The 22,780-nt window shown below is 36.9% G+C and carries 21 protein-coding genes and 2 pseudogenes; 17 read left to right on the plus strand and 6 right to left on the minus strand.

The window, feature by feature from the left end; genetic code table 11:
* The first annotated feature begins 886 nt into the window (after positions 1 to 886).
* Together ACT8YW_RS12285 and ACT8YW_RS12290 are read left to right on the plus strand one after the other, a co-directional pair.
* A complete protein-coding gene (locus tag ACT8YW_RS12285) occupies positions 887 to 1,747 on the plus strand; it encodes an urea transporter (RefSeq protein ID WP_444105228.1) in 861 nt (286 codons plus the stop codon).
* Positions 1,748 to 2,226: 479 nt separating this feature from the next.
* Positions 2,227 to 2,550, plus strand: coding sequence for a hypothetical protein (locus ACT8YW_RS12290; RefSeq protein WP_272702804.1), 324 nt, complete (start codon positions 2,227 to 2,229; stop codon positions 2,548 to 2,550).
* Positions 2,551 to 2,692: 142 nt separating this feature from the next.
* Here the strand turns inward: ACT8YW_RS12290 and ACT8YW_RS12295 are convergent.
* A pseudogene (locus tag ACT8YW_RS12295) lies at positions 2,693 to 2,929 on the minus strand (winged helix-turn-helix domain-containing protein).
* A 232-nt stretch (positions 2,930 to 3,161) separates the two neighbouring features.
* On the opposite strand from ACT8YW_RS12295, the gene ACT8YW_RS12300 reads away from it, so the two are divergent.
* The 15 genes and pseudogenes from ACT8YW_RS12300 to ACT8YW_RS12370 all read left to right on the plus strand — a co-directional run bounded on the left by ACT8YW_RS12300 (position 3,162) and on the right by ACT8YW_RS12370 (position 16,981).
* The gene (locus tag ACT8YW_RS12300) at positions 3,162 to 4,091 is read left to right on the plus strand and encodes a hypothetical protein (RefSeq protein WP_444105230.1); all 930 of its coding nucleotides are present in this window, start codon (positions 3,162 to 3,164) and stop codon (positions 4,089 to 4,091) included.
* 707 nt (positions 4,092 to 4,798) lie between these two features.
* Positions 4,799 to 5,329 carry a hypothetical protein gene (locus ACT8YW_RS12305; RefSeq protein WP_444105232.1) on the plus strand — a complete coding sequence of 177 codons (531 nt, stop codon included), beginning with the start codon at positions 4,799 to 4,801 and terminating at the stop codon, positions 5,327 to 5,329.
* Positions 5,330 to 5,334: 5 nt separating this feature from the next.
* Positions 5,335 to 5,925 carry a hypothetical protein gene (locus ACT8YW_RS12310; protein ID WP_444105233.1) on the plus strand — a complete coding sequence of 197 codons (591 nt, stop codon included), beginning with the start codon at positions 5,335 to 5,337 and terminating at the stop codon, positions 5,923 to 5,925.
* A 58-nt stretch (positions 5,926 to 5,983) separates the two neighbouring features.
* Entirely contained in the window at positions 5,984 to 9,076 is a 3,093-nt protein-coding gene (locus ACT8YW_RS12315) for a tubulin-like doman-containing protein (protein ID WP_444105234.1), read from the plus strand.
* Between the two features lie 46 nt (positions 9,077 to 9,122).
* Positions 9,123 to 9,776 (plus strand): hypothetical protein, encoded by a 654-nt coding sequence (locus ACT8YW_RS12320; RefSeq protein WP_444105236.1) that lies wholly within the window; start codon positions 9,123 to 9,125, stop codon positions 9,774 to 9,776.
* 8 nt (positions 9,777 to 9,784) lie between these two features.
* Positions 9,785 to 10,888 (plus strand): hypothetical protein, encoded by a 1,104-nt coding sequence (locus ACT8YW_RS12325; RefSeq protein WP_444105238.1) that lies wholly within the window; start codon positions 9,785 to 9,787, stop codon positions 10,886 to 10,888.
* Entirely contained in the window at positions 10,888 to 11,649 is a 762-nt protein-coding gene (locus tag ACT8YW_RS12330; RefSeq protein WP_444105240.1) for a hypothetical protein, read from the plus strand. The genes ACT8YW_RS12325 and ACT8YW_RS12330 overlap by 1 nt, the downstream gene beginning before the upstream one ends.
* Before the next feature lie 8 nt (positions 11,650 to 11,657).
* Positions 11,658 to 12,629: a nuclear transport factor 2 family protein gene (locus ACT8YW_RS12335; RefSeq protein ID WP_444105242.1), complete on the plus strand. Its 972-nt coding sequence runs from the start codon at positions 11,658 to 11,660 to the stop codon at positions 12,627 to 12,629.
* Between the two features lie 21 nt (positions 12,630 to 12,650).
* The gene (locus ACT8YW_RS12340) at positions 12,651 to 14,861 is read left to right on the plus strand and encodes a sel1 repeat family protein (RefSeq protein WP_444105244.1); all 2,211 of its coding nucleotides are present in this window, start codon (positions 12,651 to 12,653) and stop codon (positions 14,859 to 14,861) included.
* Entirely contained in the window at positions 14,840 to 15,274 is a 435-nt protein-coding gene (locus ACT8YW_RS12345) for a hypothetical protein (protein WP_444105246.1), read from the plus strand. Before ACT8YW_RS12340 ends, ACT8YW_RS12345 begins: the two co-directional genes overlap by 22 nt.
* Positions 15,271 to 15,513, plus strand: a complete 243-nt coding sequence (locus tag ACT8YW_RS12350; RefSeq protein ID WP_444105248.1) for a hypothetical protein — start codon at positions 15,271 to 15,273, stop codon at positions 15,511 to 15,513. Before ACT8YW_RS12345 ends, ACT8YW_RS12350 begins: the two co-directional genes overlap by 4 nt.
* Before the next feature lie 309 nt (positions 15,514 to 15,822).
* A pseudogene (locus ACT8YW_RS12355) lies at positions 15,823 to 16,026 on the plus strand (hypothetical protein); the annotation flags it as partial.
* Entirely contained in the window at positions 16,023 to 16,190 is a 168-nt protein-coding gene (locus tag ACT8YW_RS12360; protein ID WP_444105250.1) for a hypothetical protein, read from the plus strand. The pseudogene ACT8YW_RS12355 and the gene ACT8YW_RS12360, both read left to right, overlap by 4 nt.
* Positions 16,191 to 16,550 carry a hypothetical protein gene (locus tag ACT8YW_RS12365; RefSeq protein ID WP_444105252.1) on the plus strand — a complete coding sequence of 120 codons (360 nt, stop codon included), beginning with the start codon at positions 16,191 to 16,193 and terminating at the stop codon, positions 16,548 to 16,550.
* The gene (locus ACT8YW_RS12370) at positions 16,547 to 16,981 is read left to right on the plus strand and encodes a hypothetical protein (protein WP_444105254.1); all 435 of its coding nucleotides are present in this window, start codon (positions 16,547 to 16,549) and stop codon (positions 16,979 to 16,981) included. The genes ACT8YW_RS12365 and ACT8YW_RS12370 overlap by 4 nt, the downstream gene beginning before the upstream one ends.
* Before the next feature lie 338 nt (positions 16,982 to 17,319).
* Here the strand turns inward: ACT8YW_RS12370 and ACT8YW_RS12375 are convergent, their stop codons facing one another.
* The 5 genes from ACT8YW_RS12375 to ACT8YW_RS12395 all read right to left on the minus strand — a co-directional run bounded on the left by ACT8YW_RS12375 (position 17,320) and on the right by ACT8YW_RS12395 (position 22,762).
* On the minus strand, positions 17,320 to 17,529 hold the full coding sequence (locus ACT8YW_RS12375; protein WP_444105256.1) for a hypothetical protein: 210 nt from the start codon (positions 17,527 to 17,529) through the stop codon (positions 17,320 to 17,322).
* 201 nt (positions 17,530 to 17,730) lie between these two features.
* The gene (locus tag ACT8YW_RS12380) at positions 17,731 to 19,077 is read right to left on the minus strand and encodes a DUF4989 domain-containing protein (RefSeq protein WP_444105258.1); all 1,347 of its coding nucleotides are present in this window, start codon (positions 19,075 to 19,077) and stop codon (positions 17,731 to 17,733) included.
* 16 nt (positions 19,078 to 19,093) lie between these two features.
* Positions 19,094 to 20,524, minus strand: coding sequence for a BT_3987 domain-containing protein (locus tag ACT8YW_RS12385; protein ID WP_444105260.1), 1,431 nt, complete (start codon positions 20,522 to 20,524; stop codon positions 19,094 to 19,096).
* A gap of 5 nt (positions 20,525 to 20,529) precedes the next feature.
* Positions 20,530 to 21,681, minus strand: a complete 1,152-nt coding sequence (locus ACT8YW_RS12390) for a DUF1735 and LamG domain-containing protein (protein ID WP_444105262.1) — start codon at positions 21,679 to 21,681, stop codon at positions 20,530 to 20,532.
* Between the two features lie 7 nt (positions 21,682 to 21,688).
* Positions 21,689 to 22,762 (minus strand): glycoside hydrolase family 18, encoded by a 1,074-nt coding sequence (locus tag ACT8YW_RS12395; protein WP_178264744.1) that lies wholly within the window; start codon positions 22,760 to 22,762, stop codon positions 21,689 to 21,691.
* Positions 22,763 to 22,780: the final 18 nt, after the last annotated feature.

The raw sequence follows: 22,780 nt of genomic DNA on the forward strand, positions 1-22,780 counted from the left end.
ATCGCACTAATTACGCTAATTTTTAACTAATAAATCAAATACTGATTCGCATAAATAATAAATGTCTATTTTTCTGTAAAATTAAATATTTTATTTTATATTTGTGACATTACTAAAAACAGAGGGCTTATCTATGAATGATAATTATTCATTTGATTTTGAATTGATAGGATTGATCATGTTTTCATTACTTCCAATATGTATCGTGTTACTTAAAAAAAACGAACATGTAAAATCTTATTTACAGAGGCATTTACTATTAGATTCTATTGTCACTTGTTTATTGCTGATTTCTATTTGGTTTATAGGAAACGAGTTTGTAAAATGGTGGATATCTATAATTATAGCATTATTGATAACATACAGTATGGATAAAATAGTAAAAGGGAAGACAAAAAAACAATAGGCGTATGATATTATTGGAGGTATCACCAACATTTTTTTTAAAGTAACTCTAAGGTAAAGTATAATAAACTGAGGTAATTCTCCATTATAAAAATAAGGAAAACCGAAAGTTCTGCACAAAAGAAAGGATACAAGCTATGAAATAAATGAATTGTGAACAAAAGAAGAGATACTATTAGGATATTTCTTAAAGTCGGAAAGTACTGTATCACAATTTTTTATAACATCCTCCGGTTATGTAAATGCTCTCTACTATCGTATCACTTCTGTCTCTGACTAACCCGGAATAAACTATGAAATGAAAGCATCTTGAAATATGATGTTCTCAAATTATACCTCTTAAGATAAATGAATACAGGCTGTTTTTATCTGTCCCAATCCGGCATTACTCCAACCTTCTATTTGGTTCCTATTTACTTTGTTTATTTCAGAGTAGATTGTACTTTTGCCAAACATTTGGATTTGTAATAAATATATATAAATGGTTTCTATATACAATTCATTACTCATTCTGGGGCGTGGAATAGGTCAAGTAATGTTTCAGAATAATGCACTATCCGGATTATTAATGCTGATCGGAATATTTCTGGGTTCATGGCAAATGGGAATACTGGCTGTCTGTGGTAACATAGTAAGTACATTGACTGCGTATTTCTCCGGATATGAACGTAACGACATAAGAGAAGGATTATATGGATTTAACGGAACTCTAGTCGGTATTGCCTACGGTGTCTTTATGATATTATCGGTAGAAAGCTTAATCCTTTTGATAATCACTTCGGCCTTCTCTACATGGATCGCTTATTTATTCAGCCGACAACATTTACTTTCCGGATTTACCGCCCCTTTTATTCTTGCTGTATGGGGAATGCTCGGAGTCTGTACATGGTTCATACCTGATTTATTACTGGTCTCTGATACAATTACCAATACGACACAGAATATTGATTATTTCCAGGCTCTATGTTTAGGGATAGGTCAAGTAATGTTCCAGGGAAATACAATACTGGCCGGTCTGTTCTTTCTCGTAGGGATTCTTGTCAATTCTTTCCCGAATAGCCTTTATACAATATTGGGTACACTTCTTCCTATTCCTGTTGCTATCATATTGGGAATAGACACTGAAAGTATAAATGCAGGTTTAATGGGATATAATGGTGTGTTATGTGCTATAGCCTTGGGAGGAACTGATTGGAAAAGTTGTATATGGGCAATGGGAGCTGTCATATTGTCTACCATATTACAGATTATCGGAATGAAATTAGGGATAACGACTTTAACCGCTCCCTTTGTTGTATCTGTATGGATCGTGATAATGATACAGAGAATGATAAGGAAGTAGAAAAACTAGAAGTAATAAACAAAATGAATATTGATTATAGAACAACCATCTCACATTATTCTTCTAAAACAAGACCTTCGGATGACAGGCAAGAATATAGTAAAAGATGCAGAACATAATACAAAAACGTCTTATACAGCAGATATTACATCCGGTTATAAAAAGATATGTCCCTTTACATGCTACCATCTCCCGCCGGTTCCTATACACCAACAGGTTTATACAATCTTTCTCTACATCCAAACCACTCTTTAACCGGTAAACGATACACAGCACCTTTTTCCATCATAAAACATTTCATTTTTAAGTCAAGAGCAGACCTTCAATCGACAAAAGAAGCCAGAGATTACCATCACCATACTATAAGGAAATCACAATCCGTCAACAATCATATCAGAAAATAGACAAAATAATCCATTACCTTGAGAACATTCTGATTTTTAATAAGTATCTTTGCCGTCCATTCAAAGTTTTGTATAATGGTAACAATAAGGGACATAAATGACTTGAATCAGGCTTTCCGAATGAGGGCTGACAGTATCGTTGTTTCAGACAGTCTTATCGGAGGTTCATTATTAATTGCCGAACGGATACAAAACAGACGCTTTCCAACAGTAGTTCTAAAGAGAATCACTGATGGAGAAAGTTGCAAAGTATCCATGGGTGAAGGAGTTGTTATTCCTGTGGATAGGGAAATGGCAACGGAAACATTGGATATGCTCGAACAATTGGAAAGGATGAATATAGAACTGGACGTGGAAGAAGTGGTGACAAGAAAAATCAATTTATACTACGGGAGTTAAGAAATAGGAACAGAATATAGCAACAGCGTTTCCGTATGTTCTTATGATACAGGTTATAATCCGGACACCGTACTGAATCTCATGAAAAAGGACAGCCCGGAAAAAGCCATCCTTCCCAACAGTTCTCCCGTGACTGACACGTTTAATAGTAGACATTCAACATTAGATATATATGTGCACTCTTGTCCTTGTTTTGGTGATGTTCCAGTTCAAATTAAATCTTGTCTTCACGAGCCAACCAGCCAATAGCACTGCCCAATTCGGAATCATCAAAACCTGTAATGTTCTTTATTTCCGAATATTCTCATCTTTTCTGTGCATCTGTATTTAACAAACGCCATAAGATACCGGCATTTTCTCCGATTATGTGTTTATCCATATTGAAATAATTTAAATGACACATAAAAATATTATTTTTCTTCCACAACAGAATACTTTATGCAACAATATAACAATAATTAATACCAATATGGCATCATTAGCAATTAATTTCAACAATATGAAAGGTTATTGCTACAATCTAAAGAGAAAAGCAATTCTTTTATTTTTTTGAAGACAGAAATCAAACTTTTTCCTATCTTTGGTTATCAGTAACAATAAATACGAAGAATATGAAATGGGGATATATTATATTATGTATCGGGGTCGGTATTCTCATCTCCTGCCAAAAAGAAAAGAGGAGGCAGACCGGTGCCAAACTGGAAGCTTACAGCGCAGACTCAATACTACAAATTATCATCACAAACATAGGCGGGGATACGCTGACTTTTAATGACCGCTTCAAAAAACAGACGGAAGGAAATGGAGAAATATGGGAACCGGTAACAACAGAACGACCCGATGATGAAACAATATACTACCGTTTACTTCCGGAAGCCAAAGCATACCTGGACTACAAACTGGATACAGCATATATCAGAAGTAGAAAAATAAAAATGGATGTGATGACCTCCGGCAATGACACCTGCTCTGTCATGGCAACCGTTAATACAGATTTTGACATAATCTGTATGGACATGGAAGTAATCCCTTTGTACCAGGTCGCAATGTTTGCCAATATACACAACTACTATCATTGGAATACAAGAATAGACAACAGGACGGGCAAAACGGCTTTCTTATCCCATGGTCTCCAAATAAGCTACCACCCTTTACCAGACAAAGAAAAGAGAACTGACGGAACAGGAAGCCGAGAAGAAATATACGAAAGGATCAGGGAGAAGGACTGGGAGATCCTGTTTTCTCAGGCAAGGGACCCGGACGCCAGAATAAAGGGACACTGTACGGGTGATTATTCCGGAACTCCCATCTTTATAAACAACAAATGTAGAAAAGGAGTTTACAGGTTTAGGACAGCCATGCATTTTGAAGGGGACGGAAAAGATACCCTCCTGACAGCCTTTCTTGAACTGGATAATGAAATAGAAATTGACAGTTCGGGAAGGAGGATCGTAACTATAGAACCCGAAAAGGAAGAAGAACTGCATTTCATAGAACATAACGGATGGATATGGAATACGGATTGTCCCGGATTACAGTAAGAGAAAAAAGGATATATAGAAAGAGCCGAACAAGCATATTTATATTATATCATGAGAATCAACGGGTCAGTCAGAGACGAAAGTATGGAACGGAGTGGAATATAAGACATAGCTGAAAGACAAAGAGAGGTGTAAATAAAAAATTCACAAAAAAGGAACAAATGCTTAAAGAATAGTGTTTATTGTAGTTTTTTTATAACATCCTACGGCTATGTAATACTCTCTACTATCGTATGCTTCCGTCTCTGACTAACCTACAATGGACTGTAATAAGGATACAGGATCATGATATAATATATATTTCCGCCTGTAATAGTACTGAAATTCTTATATTTGAAGAAATAATACTCATAATAAGAGCGTTACATTGAACAAAAAGCTTTATCTTTGCAACGTCTGACTGGAGAAATGGTCAGATATATAGAAAGCGTTTTTTGCTTTTATCCTAAAATCGAAATCTGGAAAATTTCAAAGTGAAGGGATAAGAGACAATGTAACGCTCATTCTGTTTTGTATATGTAATTGATACAGTCAATGTTGTATCTATACATAACATACGGCGTGAGTATTGTTTCTTCATATTCATTTTCACAAGGCTTTTCCAGATGCCCGATTTTGATGAATAGCAGAACAAGTCCTCACGCTTTTCTTATATGGTCAAATTAATGCTGACTTTTGGGGGGCTTATAGGCGTATGAGTGTATATTATGAAAAAGCTCAACTATCTTTGTTTTGTAGCTCTCATTTCGTGTGGACTTGGCTTAATGGGATGTTCTGATAGTCTCAAATCTCAATTTGATGCTTGCTGTACAAAAAAGTCCAATCCTAATGAATTATTGAATAATTCTAAGTTTAAGGAACGAATTGTCAAAGGGTATAGCCAACAATATTATGAAAAGTTATTAGAATGCAGAAAAATCTATTTTTCTATTTATTATGACAGTACTCAAAACTATTATCGTCTATATACATGGAAGAAACGTGAATACAAGAATGACAACAATGCTAGGCTGTTATTTAATATAAGTAAAGACTATGTAGCTATTAATCTGTTTGTAAATGGTTGGGGAATAGATAAATCAGGATATAGCAATTATCCTGATCTTGATAAACTGGCAGACAGCGATATAAAAACTATTAAAAATCTAGCAAATATAAGGATTTGTAACAGCACAAGCATATTTAGGTGTTTGTATATTACTGGTAATGTTGTAGAGGAAGACAGACAATATATATAATAGGTATGGAAGCTTTATTTAATATATTAGCACATTCTTTGAGCAGCATTTTCTTAGGTGTTTTCATTGCTGTAGCAGGTGTTGCACTCATGTTTTTCATTATTCATTTATGGTGGCGAAATTCAAATTTTACCCCCTTGAGTTTTCTTGTTGCGTTTATCTTGTTTTGCTTACTCAGTTTTCAGGTCGTTCTCATATGTGGTGCGATGACAATTAAGGGGTATGGTGATGACATTGAACGCACAGTCAACGAATTAGTGAGTCAAATGCCTTCAGATATGCAACTTTCATCTGAGGATGCTCAAGTGCTATTGGATCGGGTAAGCGATGAGTTTCCAATAGTCGGATATTATGTAAGTAGGGTTGAATCTTGGGGAAATACACCCAGTACAATCGCTAAGTCATTAGTTGATGCCCTGCATCGGTACTTGAATTGGTTTATGTTACGTAGAATAGGATGGTGTTTACTGTTTATCGTATGCGCTGCAGTGGCTGTCATCAACACCATTTCCAGAGAGAACAGAGCTGGAAAATCTCCAAGATACAGATCTAGACATTTAAATTCCAGAAGAGGTAGTAGACATCGGATATCATGAGTTTGTGATAGGTGATATCGAACTTTTTCAAATTGATTAAAATTTAAATTATCATATTATGTCAAATGCAATTTTTTCTAATGGGAACCATATTCTTGTAGGTTTAGGTGGAACAGGCGGGAAAATTCTGAAAGCATTCAAAATGCGTATGTTTGAGGAGTTCCCTATTCAGGAAGAGAGAGATAAGCAACCTGTATCTCTTCTGTATGTGGATTCTACCGATGAAATGATGCCTAAAGATGGTAAAGCCCGTCCTGATTTTCGTGTAATGGGACAAGATGCTTCTTTTACCCAAAATGAGTTTCTTAATATTAAGGCTGTAGATGTTGAACACATATTGAATCATATAAACAATTATCCGGCAATTCGAAGTATTGTGGATAATGTAGAGTCTGTTCGTAGTGCCATCGGAGCACTTGGTCAAGCGGCTGGACAAAAACGACGTGCAGGTCGTTTGCTATTTGCGGCAAATGCTGTTGGTTTTGTGAATAGCATAAGAGATGCCTATGCTCGTTGTGAACAGCGCTCTGGTGATTCCTCCAAACTGAATATACATATTTTCGCAGGTCTTTGCGGTGGTACAGGTTCGGGATCTATTGTGGATGTAATCGTGCAAACACGTAAGACTTTCCCTAATTCATATATCAATGTTTATGCCATGATTCCGGAAATGAATCTTCCTAAGGCGGATATGGATCAAGGCCGTTATTATCAAAACGGTTATGCGGCTATCAATGAACTTAATGCGCTACAAAGCGGTCGTTGGTTTCCACAAGATGTGACCGGAAATGGTCCGGCATATCTTTATAACGACCGTATAAAGGGAGTGGCAAATGGTGTAACTATATATAGTAATGTGAACGAAAATGGGCTTACCGTTAATTCTCTAACTGAATTACCAAAAGTAGTGAGCGATTACATTTTTGCCCGTGTTTTCTTGATTAATGAGGAAGACGAGATCAATTCGGATATCATTCGTGCGTATAATTTTGAAAACATGGATGATTTTGCTCTTGAATATGACGAAACGGCTAATCCGGACGATAAAGGACGTATTTCTGTAGCTCGTAGCAAAAAGGTTTGCTCTTTTGGGATCAAACGTGTGATGTATCCTGAACTTAGAGTTCTGAAACATATTACTTATACGGTCGGTGAAAGCGTTCTTTACCAATTTAAGTATAATAATTGGCGAGAAAATCAAGGCTTCGTTAACGAAGAACGGAATAAGGATTATCGTGCCGAATACTTGAACAAAGATAATTTGACGAAATGGATGCTTGACGAGCATCACTTGACATTAGAACAAAAGATATTAGAAACAGATACGGATTATCCTAAATTCAACGATTATTGGCATGATAAAGCCATAATCTATGCAGAGGAAGCCAAGAAAGCAGATTGCTCTTTGAATGAACTGGACAATATTATGAACGAGTCTTTTGACAGATTTTTTCGAGAGGATGGTGTTTTGGCTTATTTCAATGGAAAGGAACGTGCTATTCCCGAAATGGCTAAAGAGGTTCGCCGTGTAATCGAACAAGGTCTATTTGAAAAATGGCATTTAGGTGATGTGTCTATCGTAGAACTTCAGAAAGTGTCTAAGTTGTTGCTAGAACATATGGCTGAAATTCGAACGGAACTTGATGCTCGGTTTAAAGAAGAGACTGAAATTTACAAAGACTGTGACGGAGCACGTATGAGTAATGTCGAAGAGTGGAGTCGTCTGGGAATCTTGCAACGTATGGTAGGTGCAGGTGCACGTCGTTATGCCGATCATCAGAACATCTTGATAGACTATTATACTTCAAAGACAATGCTTGTAGCTCTTGATTTTGCAAAGAAATTGGCTGCAAAAATCTTTGTTGAGTTGGGTAAGATGGATGCGGATATTTCCATGTTCGGTCAGAAAATTAATGAAGCTATAGAAGAAACAGAACGTCTTATCACCGCCCAACGTAAGGTAAACAAAGGGCTTGAGGATATGAAAGGTGCCATTGTGGAAGTAAGTGAAGAAGAAGCGATGAGAGAGTTCGAGGTTGATATTAAAATCGACAAGGTGGATATGCCTAATATAGCTCGCCAGTTACGTGATGCCATTTTACCGCAAGGCGATTTTGTAAACTTTGGCAACTTGGCGAATAACATCTCGGTAGATGAGATTAAAGACGCATTTGATGTGAAACTTTCGCAGATAGTGAAGACAAAACACGATGAAAAAGCAGATTCCGATAACAAGGTTTTAGGACTGAATATACTTACTCAACTTAGACAGAAATTGAAAACTGATGATGACATCAAGGCTTTTGCATCAAAAATTATCACTCAAAGCGGTGTATATTTGATTTTGAACAACGATCAAATCCAATTGCATTTGCGTAATAACGAAGGCAACCTGAGTCCAACTAATCCTGCCAGTATCAATAAAAAGACCATTTTAGTTTCTATACCTTCACCCGATGATAATATATTGTTAAAAGGTTTTGCAGACAAACTGGAAACCGCATTTAAGAACTCGTTCAATCAAAGTACGGCACGTACTACTATTGTGGTGAACCGAAAGAGTGCTCGTAAGGATGAACTTGCTATCATAACTGTTTCTTATTGTTTCCCAATGCGTGCAATTGATTGGATGAATTCCTACAAGCAACGTTATGAAAATTTCCTGAATACAGGCAATGGAGTAACTGATGAAGGAAACGCAATTCTTTTACATAGCGAGGGGCTGGGTAAGCAATTCCCGTCACTCTTTGCTGTAGATAATGCGGAAGAAATAGCAGCGAAAACAGCTAAAGAAGCTCAAATGACAATGAATCAGCCTGCTTCGATACAGCAACCTCAAACAAACAGTGGAGTTAGTATGCCACAACCTCCTCCCGGTGCACCTGTTATGCCTCCTATTCCACCTGTTGAACTGGAAATTAAAGTAATGTTGTATGTAAGTGGGCAACAATACGGCCCTTTTAATAGGGATATGTGTGCTCAAATGGTTAAGACTGGACAGCTTACTGCTCAAACGCTGGTATGGATGGAAGGTATGCCTGCATGGACACCTGCAGGTCAGGTTTCCGTATTGAGCAGTTTGTTTACTCCAGTAGCACCTTCTATGCCCCCGGCAGGTGGTGGTATGCCACCCATGCCTCCGGTAATGTGATAATTATATATGAATCAAAATAACAAATTAAAACATAAAGCAATATATGGTAGCAAATAGTAAATACACGATTGTGAGATATGGATTGTGTCTGAATGACAATTGTTCCAAATCTAAAGCTAAAGAAATTCAACAGGTAAATGGGCGCAAGGAATTTGTATGCGAGGAATGTGGAAAGCCTTTGCGTGAATGTCCGCCTCCAAGAAGTTGGTGGAATAAAAACGGAAAAACGTTGTTAGGAGTGTTTGCGGTAGTAGTTGTATTTGGTGTAGGTTGCTTCTTTGTCATGTCTCCTAAAAGTGGAAGTAATGCCGAACCACTGGCTAATACTGTTCCCGAAGTGATAGAGGAACCTTCTGTTACCCCTATAGACTCAGTATTGACAGTAGAGGAACAGCTTGCTCCAGTACCTGAAAAGAAAGAAGCAGAGCCTGCTAAAAAAACTTCAGTTCCTGTAAACAATAGTTTGGACTTGGGGTATGCTACATACAAAGGACGAGTAAAGAGTGGGGTACCTCACGATGAAAATGGACGGATGACCTTTAAAGAAAAACATCTTATTGACAAACGGGATTCTCAAAAACGAATGGCTGAGCCTGGCGATTATATTATTGGTGAATATGTTAATGGTAAGCTTGTACAGGGTGTTTGGTATAATGAAAAGAATACCGTAAAAGGCAGTATTATCATTGGTTTATAGTGTCTGATATGAGATGTCTTGTTTATATATTATTGCTTTTGTCTGGATTTTGCAATCTATCAGCTCAGAATGCAAAATTCCAAACACAATTATTGGAATCATTGGCTGAGAAGATACAATTTTCACCAAAAGCTGGGCAGAAAGGATTGATTGTGGAAGCCGGTGTTCTCCACAATCAACCTTTGTATGCAGATATTAATGATAAAGGAGTAGTAACACATATTGGCTTTAGTTTCTTTCCTGATGAATTGAAATCTGATAATAAAGGTATTTTGGAATTCATTGAACGCTATTTTTTGGAATTAGGTTTCTGTTCTGATAATAACCAACGTAAACAAAAGATGCAAGATGACAAGTTCATATTTTTATTAGGGAATTATCCTGAGTGCTTTTCTTTGATTGAAGGAGCTGATTTTAAGCTCTCTAAGATTGATGACAGATATTATGAAGCTACATGGGGTAAAGATGGAGTAAATAAATTATCTGTCGCTTTCCCTATATGGTGTGAACTATTAACAGGTATGTCTTTGAATGAAATTCAAAAGACACTTTATCAGTCAATCAAAGAATCTCCAGATTCACTTCAATTGCTTGAAGACTTGACTGATATGATTAAGTTAGAGGATAGAGTATATGGTACAAATCCTGTTAAACATTATAAACTTGCTGAATTGGTAAACCGTCGCTATTATAAAAAAGATGATGGTTCGGAATTTTCTGCGATATATGATACATGCCATTTTAATTACTCCATGGCCAACCTGTTTCATATCCCTAATTTTGGACATGGGAGAGAACTTCAAATTAAACAGAATCTTTACGGTTTCAAGTCCGTGACTTTTACTGTTAGTGTATCCGAATGGGTTTGCTATTGTTTGAAAGAAAGCATGGAAGTATATTTTTCCATTGAAAATGAAACGATTGAAAACGTCAAAGCCGTAGTCTTGGCAGAGAACAAAAATTTGGGATACACTCATTTGTTGTCGGTGACAGTACCTCGGGATTTTATCAGTAATCCTACTGTAAAATTGACTGCTACTTTGAACGCATTCATCCCTACACATAACGTGCGGAATTTATATCAAGAGTATAAAAATAAAAGAAAATGGTAATGAACTCAAAATCGCTGATAGGTATATTGGTCTTTGGTTTGAACATTTCGTTTCCTTCTTTAGCTCAAGAAGGAAACTCGACAGTAAGCCAAATCAATGAAATTAAGAAAGCTGGTGAGTATGTCTATGCAGAAGCCACAATGCCGGAACAGGAACAAGCTAAAGATGGTGCTATGGCTTTGTTGCAGGCAGGCATTGAAAGTTGGTTAAAGTCATCTGATCTGTCACAAGGAACTTTTGATCTTTCTTTGTTTGACTATCACGTAAAAGTGATTAACGCAAAAAGAGGTAATCAGCATCGGGTATTTGTGTACATAAGTAAATCTGATTTGACAGGGGTTAAAGAGAATAAGAATGTACCTATTTCGACTAAAGAAGAGCACAAACCTGTTGTAACAGAGGTACAAGTTGTTGATTTAACAGATTGTGTGGCTGCAGAAACAAATATAAGTGTGGATAAGAAGTCTCCATCTTATCAGTTAAACGATGTGGAAGAAGAAATGGTTTGTATCAGAAAGTTTGATGAAATAAAATCTTTTGTAGAAAATCTGAAATCAAAAGGACGTCTGAACCGTTATGGTAAATATGCAACGTTACCCAAGAACGGCAAATTTCATATGTTCATATATTCACAAACTGGCGATGTCGTAGCTTGTTTACTAAAAACTGATGACGGGTATTATAATCTTAGGGAACTAACATTTGATAGTATTGATAATTATAAAAAATGCGGTTCTATATGGTTGGAAATAATAAAATAATGATATCAATGAAGAGATTACTTTTTTTACTTTTTCTGTTAGTAGCATATGATTTTGCTTACGCAGAGAATAATACTGTAAAAGTTGTTATATCTGATGGTTTGGATAATCAATCTTTGATTGATAAGATTGAGAAAAAAATGTCGCTCCTTTTGTCTGAAATTAATGAGGCACAAGTATCAAAGCGTAATCTGAACTTTGAGAAACTGGCTCTTTCATCTTCTGTAACTCGTTCGTTGTCTATGTTGTGGGAGAACTGTCCTTTTATATGTTCAGAATCTGAAATTGTGGAGCGATGTTTAGAAACAGGTTCGGGATACCAAATAAGAAACATTCCGTTGGAAATGAAACCTCGTGGAGACAGACCGTTTAATGACAATGAGTATCAAGAGGCCGTTATCAGTTTCAATAAGAATGGTGATATTGAAAGCTTTTATTTATCCATTAGCATGAACTTATACTTGGAGGTTATCAAAAGTAACCTTGAATTGACGGACTTGCGTCGTCGCCAGTTGATACTTGACTACGTTGAACAGTTCCGCACATCTTATAACCAAAAGGATTTAAATTTTTTGGAGCAGGTTTTCAGTGATGACGCTCTAATCATTACCGGGAAGGTCGTAAAGAGTGCTCCGATGGATGGTATTAAGATGCCGGATAAGATCACTTATAAAAAACAAGACAAGCAACAATATTTAGGAAATTTGAAAAGGATATTCGCTACCAATCAAAGCATCAAAGTTACTTTTGATGAAATTGAAGTTATGCGTCATCCTGTAAATGTGGATTTCTACGGGGTTACTTTGCATCAAGGATATTCTTCAGACAGATATCATGATGACGGATTTCTCTTTCTTCTGTGGGATTTTTCGGACGAATCACATCCGCAAATACATGTACGTACATGGCAACCTGACAGATTGAATAACCAACGTTTACCCAAAGATGAGATATTTAAGTTAAGCGATTTTGATATTTAATAGAATAAAAATATAACGAACATGAGATTTATATGCTTTATATTATTCGGATTAATGTCGATATTTACTTCTATGGGACAAGAGGTAATTATCAAAAATTTTGAGGAAAAGTTGTCAGATCTGCAAGCCAGAACAAATCCTCGTACAGACCGTAACGGTAACCCTTGTGCCTTAGTAAAAGTAGTGCTTCCTGTTCTAGAAGGAGCGACCTTTGAAGGATGGGTAATTGACACCAAACATATTCCAGGTGAATATCAGGTGTATGTTCCGGAAGGAACCAAGAAAATCAAACTTAGACATCCTAATATTCTGCCTACGGATATAGAATTTCCTTTTCCTTTAAAGGGAAAATGCACTTATCAAGTTACGGCTTTGCTGCCTCAAAAAACCAGTAGTCAAACCATTGCTCATATTATGACAAACGTAAAGAATGCTCAAATTGCAATTGGCGAAAATTCTTATGAAACAGAGAACGGAGAGTTTAATATACCGTTGGATAAAGGTACGCATAATTACATATTGAAAACAAGTATTGAAGGATTCGATGAACAAGCTGGCAGTTTGTTTATCAAAGGCGATGATGTGATTGAGAATATTCCCCCCATTTACTTACCCACAAATGAAAAACGTATCCTCACTCTCCGTTATGAGAAAGGTACAAAACTTAAAATTGATGGTAAAGAAGTGAAGAAACTAAAGAACGACATGATTCAGCTTCCGGCAGGTTTGCATAAAATTGATGCGTGTATTGGTGATGGCGACTCTTGGAACAAAAGTGAGATTGTAGATTTGACCTATCAGGATCAAACTTTGGATATGTCATTAAGAGGTAGTCTCCGTATGACTTATCCTGCAAATGCGGAGTTCAGAATTATTCCAGAAAAAGGAGCCTTGAATCCTTCTAAGACAAAGGTCAGTACAGGAGCAAAGGTGTTCTTGTTGGGTGATTATAAAATAGAGGTCAATAAAAAAAACTATTCCAAATCCATATCATCTATTTCCATCGGGGTAGATGATGATGTCAATAATTATAGGATAGAAGTAACCAGCAAAGGGGATGACTTCTATCAAGGTTCAAATGGACGACAAAAAGACTATAAGAAAGCATATAAGGAGTATAAAAAATTGGCTAATAGTGGTGATGATATTGCACTGTTCCGATTAAGTTGTCTATTATTGGATAATTCAAGTATCATGTATAACGAACAAGAGGCTATGGTAAATTTGAAAAAGTCCGCAGCCCAGGATAATCCGGACGCTATCATGTTGTTAGCAAAACTCTCTAATGATTCCCAAGAAACCTTTATGTATTATTCGAAAGCTGCTGATCTTGGAAACTCCTTAGCTCAATGCATTGTAGCCGATATGTATCTGAAAGGAATCGGAACATCAATGAATTACGAGGAAGCCTTAAAAAGATTTCTTATTGCAGCAGAAGATCACCAAACTAATGCTCTTCGAAATATTGGAGATATTTATTATCATGGTTGGGGGGTGCCTCGCAATGTCGAACTGGCACGAAACTATTATTCTCAAGCTGTTTTTGAAGGTGATATGCTAGCTTTAGAAAATGATGCTAATCTAAATTATGAGAATGGTGAACATGATAAGGCTATTCAAGCACTTCTTACCTTAAAAAATCCTTCTGATCGTTCATTGATGAATTTGGGGCATTACTACTATAACAATCAAGATTATACTGCTTCCATAAGTTATTTTGAACGTGTTAATAAACTGGATAAGGAATATGGGAAGACTATTGCGGATCTGGCAGACAAGATGTATGTGAACGACAAGATTAAAGCGATATCTTTCTATGAGAAGTCCGTAGACTTGGATTTTGAATATGTTACTTCATTCAGAAGAATCGGGAATTACTATCTCAAAAAAGACAAACGTAAAGCCTATAACTTTTTAGAGAAGGCTGTTGCGCTTAATGACCCAGAAGGCACTTGCTTTTTAGGCTATTACCACGAACAGGAATCTAATTATTATAAGGCAGCAGAATATTACGAAAAAGCTATCAAACTGGGATATAAAAAAGCGTATGCTTATCTTGGAACCCTGTACAAAAACGGTAATGGTGTCAAAAAAGACGAAGAAATGGCTATAGAATGCTGGAAAATAGCAGCTACCGCAGATTCACAAATGGCAATTAAAAATTTGATTAAATATTATACATACAAGCGTAATCAATCCGAAGTTAACAGATGGAGAAGAGTGTTAAAATAAAAGTATATGTAACAGGACTAAGCTTACTTCTTTTCTTCGTAGGAGGAATGATTTATCTGATGTTTCGTAGTGAATCACTAGTCATGTTCCGCTGGTGCGAAAATCTCCATATAAAGGAATATGTTGACGCTTTTCGTGTACCATACACATTGCCACAATGGATAGTTTATTCCCTACCAGACGGGTTATGGCTTTGTTCTTATGTACTTTTTGTTTCTGCAATTTGGAATTTTGATCTGAAACAAGGTAGGTCGTATATTTTTTCTCTGCCTGTAATAGCCATAGGCACCGAACTGGCACAGGCATTTGATTGGATGAGAGGAACTTTCGACTGGATTGATATGATATGTTATATCCTTGGCTTATTGTTAGGGTGTATAATTGTTGAATATTTTAATTTAAAAGAATTATGAAAAAGAAAAAAATTGCATTTAAAGTTGTTGCATCTGTATTGAGTTTGTGCTTTTATTTATTTATGGCAACAGGTAGTGATGAATCTTCATCGGATTCTCCCAAACATGAAGGACCTGTATATACACCTTCTAAACCTATTGAAAAAGAACCAATTTTCTCCAATGACGAATTAGAAGAAGAACAGGATACCATCTTGATGAAGGATACTTATGATAATGATGATATTCTCGAAGAATAGTATTGAGTCCACTTGAAACATCTAAGTACTATCAAATTGAAAGTTTACAACAAAGAAAGCCTATATTCAAAGTTTAAGATGGTGTCCATTCTATGTTTTTATACAAATAGAACATGGAATGGGTATCATCTTTTTGGAAAAATGGTAGAAGAGAGGATAAAATACGACAAAGATATTAATAAGACAAAACGCCATTCTCGCCACCTTACTACCTAATATCTGAGATATAAAATTTTACAGATTAGACATTATATAGAATAAGGTTTAAGGGGATTGTAAATCAGTGTACCTATATCTTATTCTATATAAGCTCTCAAAGAAAAGTATGGTAAGGAACTTTTCTCTTCTACCGGACTCTGCATTATCAGTATGACTTTACAGGAAGCTTTGTCTATCATGCCAAGAGAAAGAAGAAGGATTGACGCATACAGAGGATTGGTGTCATATTTGGAAAAGAACTGGGGAATTGAGCTGAAGATCACATCACAAAAGACGAAGGAGGAAGAGAAATGAATAGAAAAATTGTCTACCGGGAACAGGATAATAAACCGTTCTATCCAAAGTTTTCCCTGTTACCAATAAAGGACCTGGCCATCCTAAACTTCACCACTGAAAACGAGGTCAGGAGATTTTATACGGGGGAACTGGAATGGATACCTTATAGCGTAGTTGAATAAATGCTCGATACAAGAATCCAAACTCGTAATCTAGGAATACACAAGATTAGCAGCGATGAAGAGGCTCTTTACATCTTATACCAATATTTCACGAAGATTCCCATAGCCGATAATCCCAGGTTTCTACATATTACAGTAGCAGCGGATATTCTGAACCTGACGGAACAATATATAATAAGAAAGGCGAAAGAGGAGAACGGGTTATACGCTGATCAGGACGGAGAAAACTACTTCATTGATTCACAGTGGCTGATTGAAACCTATAATGAAACAATAAGGGATCTGGGGATTGAAGCGGATATAAGACTGGCGAACAATGGAAAAGGACAAGTTGAACTAACCATAAAAAGAAAATTATGAAAAAGAAAATATTTATCGTATCAAAAATATATGATACGGAAAAAATGACAGACGAGGATATAAGAATAGCAGTACAGGCAGACATTGACAGGCTGATTAAAAGAGAAGGAATAGTTGAATTCGAGATAATCAGGCGGGCGAAGGAAATCGACCTTGTTTTTCACAGGGGGCTTGAATATCCCGATAATAAACTACAACAGGGATTGATGACTGACGCAGACGGTTACTTGATATGCGGAATTGGCCTGGATGGATTCAGACTGCCCAAGATGTGGGGAGAAGTACCTTTCGGTTGTTCATACTTTTTTGAACAGGCAGTATTTAAAGAGTCCTATAGAGAAAGTGCAGTAGAGCTCGGAGCCAGCCTGATAAAGGATTTGGAACTGGAAGTTGGAAAAGAAGCTTTAGTCTTGAAATTGAAGTGGGGATAAGTAAGAAAAGGAAGATAGTGTAAAAGCTACCTTCCTTTATTATTCTCTTTTCTCACTATATCTCTTTTATTGCATTTCTCCATTGTTTTAATATAGAAAAAGAATTAACAGGACTACTTGGGCTAGTAGAATACAATTCTATTGGATGGATTTTCTGTGGTAAATTATATACCATTTTCTTATAATAGCTATATGCCTTTTGCCCATTAAAGCAAATTTTTCTAATCTTGGGGTGGTAACTTCAGATATGTTTCTAAATCATTCAATTGCTCATTCTTAATAGTCCTATCATTATTTCCATCACGTTCACAAGATTCAAGAATATCCCATAAAGAGATTTAATTATCTAACAATAACTGTTTTCTCTTTTCATAAGGAATAGTATAAACTTCTTCAAAAAAAGGCCAATTAGGGTCACAAATTCTAAACATGATATCCCCAAATAAATTATCTTTATTCTGATAATATTGCTGATATTTTAAAGACTCACCTCCAGGTATGGTGCCTAAAATTAAAATCTCACTTTCGCTATTTTCTATAGCTGGCATAGAATATATTTTTCCATAGTTTATCAATATAGTTGTTCTATTTATCATTCACAAGATACATAAACTGTTTATCAATTTAATTCCGCCAATGGGTATAAGTTAAGTAAAATATACCATTGTCAAATAAAAAGAGGGTGCCCTCATTTTTGGGACACCCTCAATTAAAACAACATAGTCTGATTATATGTTTGTCTAACTATCTCATTCAAACATTTTTATTGAAGACAATTGTACACCACCAATATGGTATCCCTTTATAGAAACTTTTATATAGCGGGCTGTTACAGGTTTAACAAATTGAATATAGTGGAATTCCTGTGCTGGTAATCCTGATACATTCCCATGGTTAACCCATGCATTCCTATCGGATGAAGTAGAAATAGATATATTTTTGGTAGCATACCAGTATCGGAAGTAGAATTTGTATTGAAATTCTATTCCTTTTAAAATTTGTTCATTCTTCATGTCTACAATGAAACTTCCTGGAATATCATTATAATTATAATAGACATAAGTATCTTTATTATCATCCAAAATATTGGCACCATTCGCACCGGTTTGAAAATCTACAAAATCCGTAACTTCCCAACCTGACCTATCTAAATCTTTGTATGAATCGTCAAATCCTTCAACAGCGTGTTTTATATTTAAAACAGATTTAGATGTACGTAAACTTATGTTACCTTTATTTTCTGAAACTGACAAATTTTCTTCTTCTGAGATGAAAGTTGGCTTCACTTTGAATTCAAAAACACCTGCATCCTCTGTGCTGAGAACGAACTTATCAGACATGGACCATGTAATTTCTTCAGATTCTAACTGCCCTGCAGGAATAGTTATTTCCTCAGGAGAGACAGTTATATCATCCAGATAGGCTTCAGGTATTCCTTCATAATTCAACACACATTTTACATCATGATTGGAAACTTTGTCGAACTTAATTTTAAACTTATAACTAATAGGAGCAGAATCAAGAATCTTATCCCCTTCTACAGTTCGTTCAAAGGTCGCAGAATTATCATTCGCCCCATCAAAGGATGTTACAATAGTGAAAGCTTCTTTCTTAATCACTACTTTCGCTTCATATGCCATTTCTGCAATTTTATATCCGGTCACATTGGCTACCACTCCTAATTCATAGGTCATTTCCGGCAAAGTAGTTGCTGCAAAGCTAAAATCATCATCTTTGAGTCCTACAGTAACAGAAGCTTCGGTTGAACCGGCAGGAATAACAATCTTCGTTGCACTCAGTTCCACTTTATCAGTTGGAATATTCGTACAGATAGGAGTAAAAGTTACTACTGCGTCTTCTGGAGAAGGCTGAATAGCAAAAGTGTAGGTTCTCCTGGTTTCTCCATTCAATTGCAAGGTTCTATCTTGCTGATAAATTGCTTCCAAATTCATATTGGATGAATTACCACTACCCTCTATTGTAAACGAAGGCTGATTGTTTGGAAAATCTTTCAAATTCAGATTTTCATCCTCCTGACATGAAAACATCAGTCCGGAAATCAATAATAATGATATATATTTATTGGATATCAACATAGTATTTCTTTTTTTATTATAAATCATTAGGCCAAACAGAAGGTTCGGTTGCATTCTTTTTATAGAAAAGAGAAGGTTCTTTCAAAGGAGAACCATACAATACTTCAGCTCCCTCCAGACGCTTCCAAATATCAATATAATTATTTGGGAAGGGAGCAAATCCCATAAACCAGCCGTAACCATCGTCCATTAACCATTGAGCTGTACTAGCATTCAAGTCTCCTCCACGGCGTTCATTATATTCAGAAGATACTCCTGAACACTGTTTTAAGGTCATCTGACCCAAAGCTGGAGCTGTTGAGCCATAATTCGCTACAGCAATATCAGTATACTCTTTAGCGTCAACTCCATCTACTTGACTCAAAGAATGCATTCTACCCCAACAGAAAACCGTAACAAGTTTATCAGGCATAGCCCGCTTTGTTTCGAGACAAAGACGTGCTCCTGCTTCATACGAGGGGAAAGCAAATGAGGGGTTGTTTACATCCACATTTGGGTCAGACCATTCATCATCAAAGTTGACACCATCCAAATCATAAGCATAACAATAGCGAGCTAATTCACGAGCAAAGTCTTTACATCCTTGAGGGGAAAGCTGAGCTACACCAGCCATATCATGATTACCCAATATACCCAAAATTACTTTAATGCCACGCTTACGTAAGGGCTGAATCAGCGTTTCATTGTTGTCCAACAAGTACTGCACATTAGGATTGCACTTAACGTAAGGACGACCGGAAGCTGCGTCATAATTGATATTTGCTGCAAACAATACCACGGCATCCCAAAGGTATTTGCCATTTTCCAATTGGAAAGAAAGCGCATTCAGCGGATTAACATCATTCACTTCAATGAACAAAAAACCTTTTGGTTTGTCTTCCCCTTTGAATACATCCCCTTTCTTACGCATGTCGTTCACGAAATACATGCAGTGACGAGATTCTTCGTTGTTGAATTGGATGTCACTGCCTGCCTCGTTGACAGTCAAAGGTATGGCATAGGTCACATCTTCCTCCAAGGCTTCACCACCAGTCACGGACAAGGAAAGCTCAGCTGTTTTGGAGTCTGGATTGATAGTCATCAATCCTTCATCACCCAAAGTTATCAGTTCTTTAGGAAAAAGCTTGAACGTTGTCTCGTGTTCCTTGTTGTAGGCTTCCAGGTAAGCGGCATCCACTTCGACCTTGACGGAAGAAGACACGGTGGGGGCTTTGGTCAATCCCAAACGCACTGAAGTCTTATAATTTTCGGTAAACAAGTCGATAATATTGGTCACACGATTAGACTTGGCGTCACGCAAATAACCATTCTTGGCATAAATATCTTCATACTGCGACTCATCGAGAAGCTTACCTATCTCCAAAGTGTCTTCACAGGAAGCTAAGAATACTGCCACGACTGCCATCATAGAGGCAAACAATGAATATTTTATTTTTCTAACTTTCATAAATCTTATTTTTTAAGTTCGGGTAGTTCAACATTAATCCAAGTGGGAGTAGTGTTTCCTGTAAGATCATTGCCATTACCAGTATGGTCAATAATCTTGGAACCAGTCCCTTCATTAAATTTCCAATAAGCAATAAGCCCTTCTGAGTGTGGGTCCACCATATACGGATTGGATGCAATTTCTTCGGCCGTGCGGGCAACATTCCAAACTCTCACTTCCGAAATCTCCCCCGGTAACCAACGACCAGGTTCCCAAGAGTATCCGATATAACAGCTACTAGACAAGTCGATAGCTCTAGTTGCAGAATTGTCAGAATAAACTTTTTCGCCATTCTTGTAATAACTGCGTTCACCTGTATCAGCATTATAAACTGTAGCAATATGAACGAACTCATCAACAGGTAGGCCATCTACTACGTTTGCGCCCGGGAAGTTTCCGCCGGGAGCCACACATTGGTATTGGTCTCTTGGGCGGTCTCCATCACCAATACGGACAAGAAACTCACCTTCTACACCAAAGATTGTACTCAAAGCATTATCACGACCGTCCGTCCAGTCACTGCTGCGTACCAAGGCTTCTACCGTAATAACTCTAAGTGAATTCACTTTACTATAGTCTTTCCAATATACCGGAAAATAATTTTCATCAATATTGGCTACCACATTTATCAAAGCAGCACCTTTGAATACAAAGTAAACTGTCTTTTTACTTTCCAATACGGGGATATCAGCATTGATAATGGTTACAGGAAGCACAAAGCGTTTTTCACGGTTCAGTTCGTGTGTTCCTTTGAAATTAATCACTACATCGTTACTATTGACAGCTCCTTTTTCAATGGTCACTGTCTTGTTGGGAATTTCATAGTAATTGACCGGCAGAACTTCGGCATGGTCATCATAGTTCATGTTGTACGAAGCTGTTAATGCCGGAGCAGCATCGAACGTGATGGAGATATCTTGATTAGCCGGACTCGCTAGTCGATAGGACAAGCTACGGGTAGCTTCCTTCACATCTGCCTTAATCAGTAAGTCATCGGTAATGGTGGCCGAAGTAATGTATAATTTATTATCATAGTGATGTTCTTCGTCCACATTTTCAGAGTTACACCCCATAACTAAAAACAGGGTTACCAAACTCAGATAGTTATAATATTTCATAAATTCTTTACTTGTTAGGATTCATTATATTAATTACATTTTTAAGGAAAGAATAGTTGGTCGAATAATAGTCACTTTCCACGTTCATGATTAATAAGCCACGACGCGTGTAAGTAGTGACCGGCTTCCACAACCAACTAGCAGCACCAACAGCTGCCGACACTTTGTTACCACTTTCCACTGTCCCCCAATAACCGATAGTCTTGTTCTTGTCATCAGCCTTTGGCATCTGCACACAAACTATCATATTGTCCAACGGCACAGGATTGGCACCTTCATACTGATGCATGACTTCTTTTCCAGCTTCTTCGGCCAACTGAATCTTAACATCCAAATCTCCTTCACCGGTAGACAGTTCCGTTCGCACAATTATATGGCTGCAGTTCATCAGGAAGCCCATGTTATCCGGAGCAATGTATTGCGCATTGCCATAAAAAACAAGAAATTTGTCTGTATGCCTTGATTTCCAAGTGCTGATAATATCAAAGAAACCCTTTTGGCGAGCGATATATGTACGCAAAGGCTCATCCTTCAAGCTCACCAATGAACGGCCAACGTAATCAACAATAACACCATCATAATTATACTTGTCTACCAATGACAACATCTCTTCAGTTCTCTTAGTAAAGTATTCTTGTCTTTCAGTCTCAGTCAACTCAGGATTTGCCTCTAGCATCAAATCCCACTCTGCTTCAAACTGGGCATAAGAAAATGTATATCCAATTTTAGTACCTTTTCTACGCACTTCATTCATCTCCTCAAGCAATCCTGCTCCTATTTCGGACGGATTGTTCAAAGAAATATAATCCACGCTGTCGGGCAGGGCTGTCAGGCGTTCACCCTGTTTTACAGGATTGGCCACATTACTGAATGAAACAAACAACACATGGTGATCGCTGGCTTTAAAAGCATTCAAGTCTTTCAAGTAGTCCTCATATAATTGTGGATTCTGTTCCTCCAATGAAGGAGTATGAATATCTAGGCTTTCTACTTCAGTCCAATCTTCACATGAAGAAAGAGAAAATGAAGCCGCCATTCCCAAAGCCAAGCACAACCCACTATTCAATATATTATTTTTCATAAATTTTGCTATATTAAA

Origin of the sequence: Bacteroides sp., from assembly GCF_052357945.1 — a bacterium.
Lineage (GTDB): Bacteria > Bacteroidota > Bacteroidia > Bacteroidales > Bacteroidaceae > Bacteroides.

Excerpts from the sequence above, each read along its gene's own strand:
- ACT8YW_RS12370 (WP_444105254.1), top strand. The coding sequence starts at position 16,547 with ATGAAAAAGAAAATATTTATCGTATCAAAAATATATGATACGGAAAAA.
- ACT8YW_RS12385 (WP_444105260.1), bottom strand. The coding sequence starts at position 20,524 with ATGAAAGTTAGAAAAATAAAATATTCATTGTTTGCCTCTATGATGGCA.
- ACT8YW_RS12290 (WP_272702804.1), top strand. The coding sequence starts at position 2,227 with ATGGTAACAATAAGGGACATAAATGACTTGAATCAGGCTTTCCGAATG.
- ACT8YW_RS12395 (WP_178264744.1), bottom strand. The coding sequence starts at position 22,762 with ATGAAAAATAATATATTGAATAGTGGGTTGTGCTTGGCTTTGGGAATG.
- ACT8YW_RS12365 (WP_444105252.1), top strand. The coding sequence starts at position 16,191 with ATGCTCGATACAAGAATCCAAACTCGTAATCTAGGAATACACAAGATT.
- ACT8YW_RS12310 (WP_444105233.1), top strand. The coding sequence starts at position 5,335 with ATGGAAGCTTTATTTAATATATTAGCACATTCTTTGAGCAGCATTTTC.
- ACT8YW_RS12315 (WP_444105234.1), top strand. The coding sequence starts at position 5,984 with ATGTCAAATGCAATTTTTTCTAATGGGAACCATATTCTTGTAGGTTTA.
- ACT8YW_RS12300 (WP_444105230.1), top strand. The coding sequence starts at position 3,162 with ATGAAATGGGGATATATTATATTATGTATCGGGGTCGGTATTCTCATC.
- ACT8YW_RS12380 (WP_444105258.1), bottom strand. The coding sequence starts at position 19,077 with ATGTTGATATCCAATAAATATATATCATTATTATTGATTTCCGGACTG.
- ACT8YW_RS12360 (WP_444105250.1), top strand. The coding sequence starts at position 16,023 with ATGAATAGAAAAATTGTCTACCGGGAACAGGATAATAAACCGTTCTAT.
- ACT8YW_RS12350 (WP_444105248.1), top strand. The coding sequence starts at position 15,271 with ATGAAAAAGAAAAAAATTGCATTTAAAGTTGTTGCATCTGTATTGAGT.
- ACT8YW_RS12325 (WP_444105238.1), top strand. The coding sequence starts at position 9,785 with ATGAGATGTCTTGTTTATATATTATTGCTTTTGTCTGGATTTTGCAAT.
- ACT8YW_RS12345 (WP_444105246.1), top strand. The coding sequence starts at position 14,840 with ATGGAGAAGAGTGTTAAAATAAAAGTATATGTAACAGGACTAAGCTTA.
- ACT8YW_RS12390 (WP_444105262.1), bottom strand. The coding sequence starts at position 21,681 with ATGAAATATTATAACTATCTGAGTTTGGTAACCCTGTTTTTAGTTATG.
- ACT8YW_RS12375 (WP_444105256.1), bottom strand. The coding sequence starts at position 17,529 with ATGCCAGCTATAGAAAATAGCGAAAGTGAGATTTTAATTTTAGGCACC.
- ACT8YW_RS12330 (WP_444105240.1), top strand. The coding sequence starts at position 10,888 with ATGAACTCAAAATCGCTGATAGGTATATTGGTCTTTGGTTTGAACATT.
- ACT8YW_RS12340 (WP_444105244.1), top strand. The coding sequence starts at position 12,651 with ATGAGATTTATATGCTTTATATTATTCGGATTAATGTCGATATTTACT.
- ACT8YW_RS12285 (WP_444105228.1), top strand. The coding sequence starts at position 887 with ATGGTTTCTATATACAATTCATTACTCATTCTGGGGCGTGGAATAGGT.
- ACT8YW_RS12335 (WP_444105242.1), top strand. The coding sequence starts at position 11,658 with ATGAAGAGATTACTTTTTTTACTTTTTCTGTTAGTAGCATATGATTTT.
- ACT8YW_RS12305 (WP_444105232.1), top strand. The coding sequence starts at position 4,799 with ATGAAAAAGCTCAACTATCTTTGTTTTGTAGCTCTCATTTCGTGTGGA.
- ACT8YW_RS12320 (WP_444105236.1), top strand. The coding sequence starts at position 9,123 with ATGGTAGCAAATAGTAAATACACGATTGTGAGATATGGATTGTGTCTG.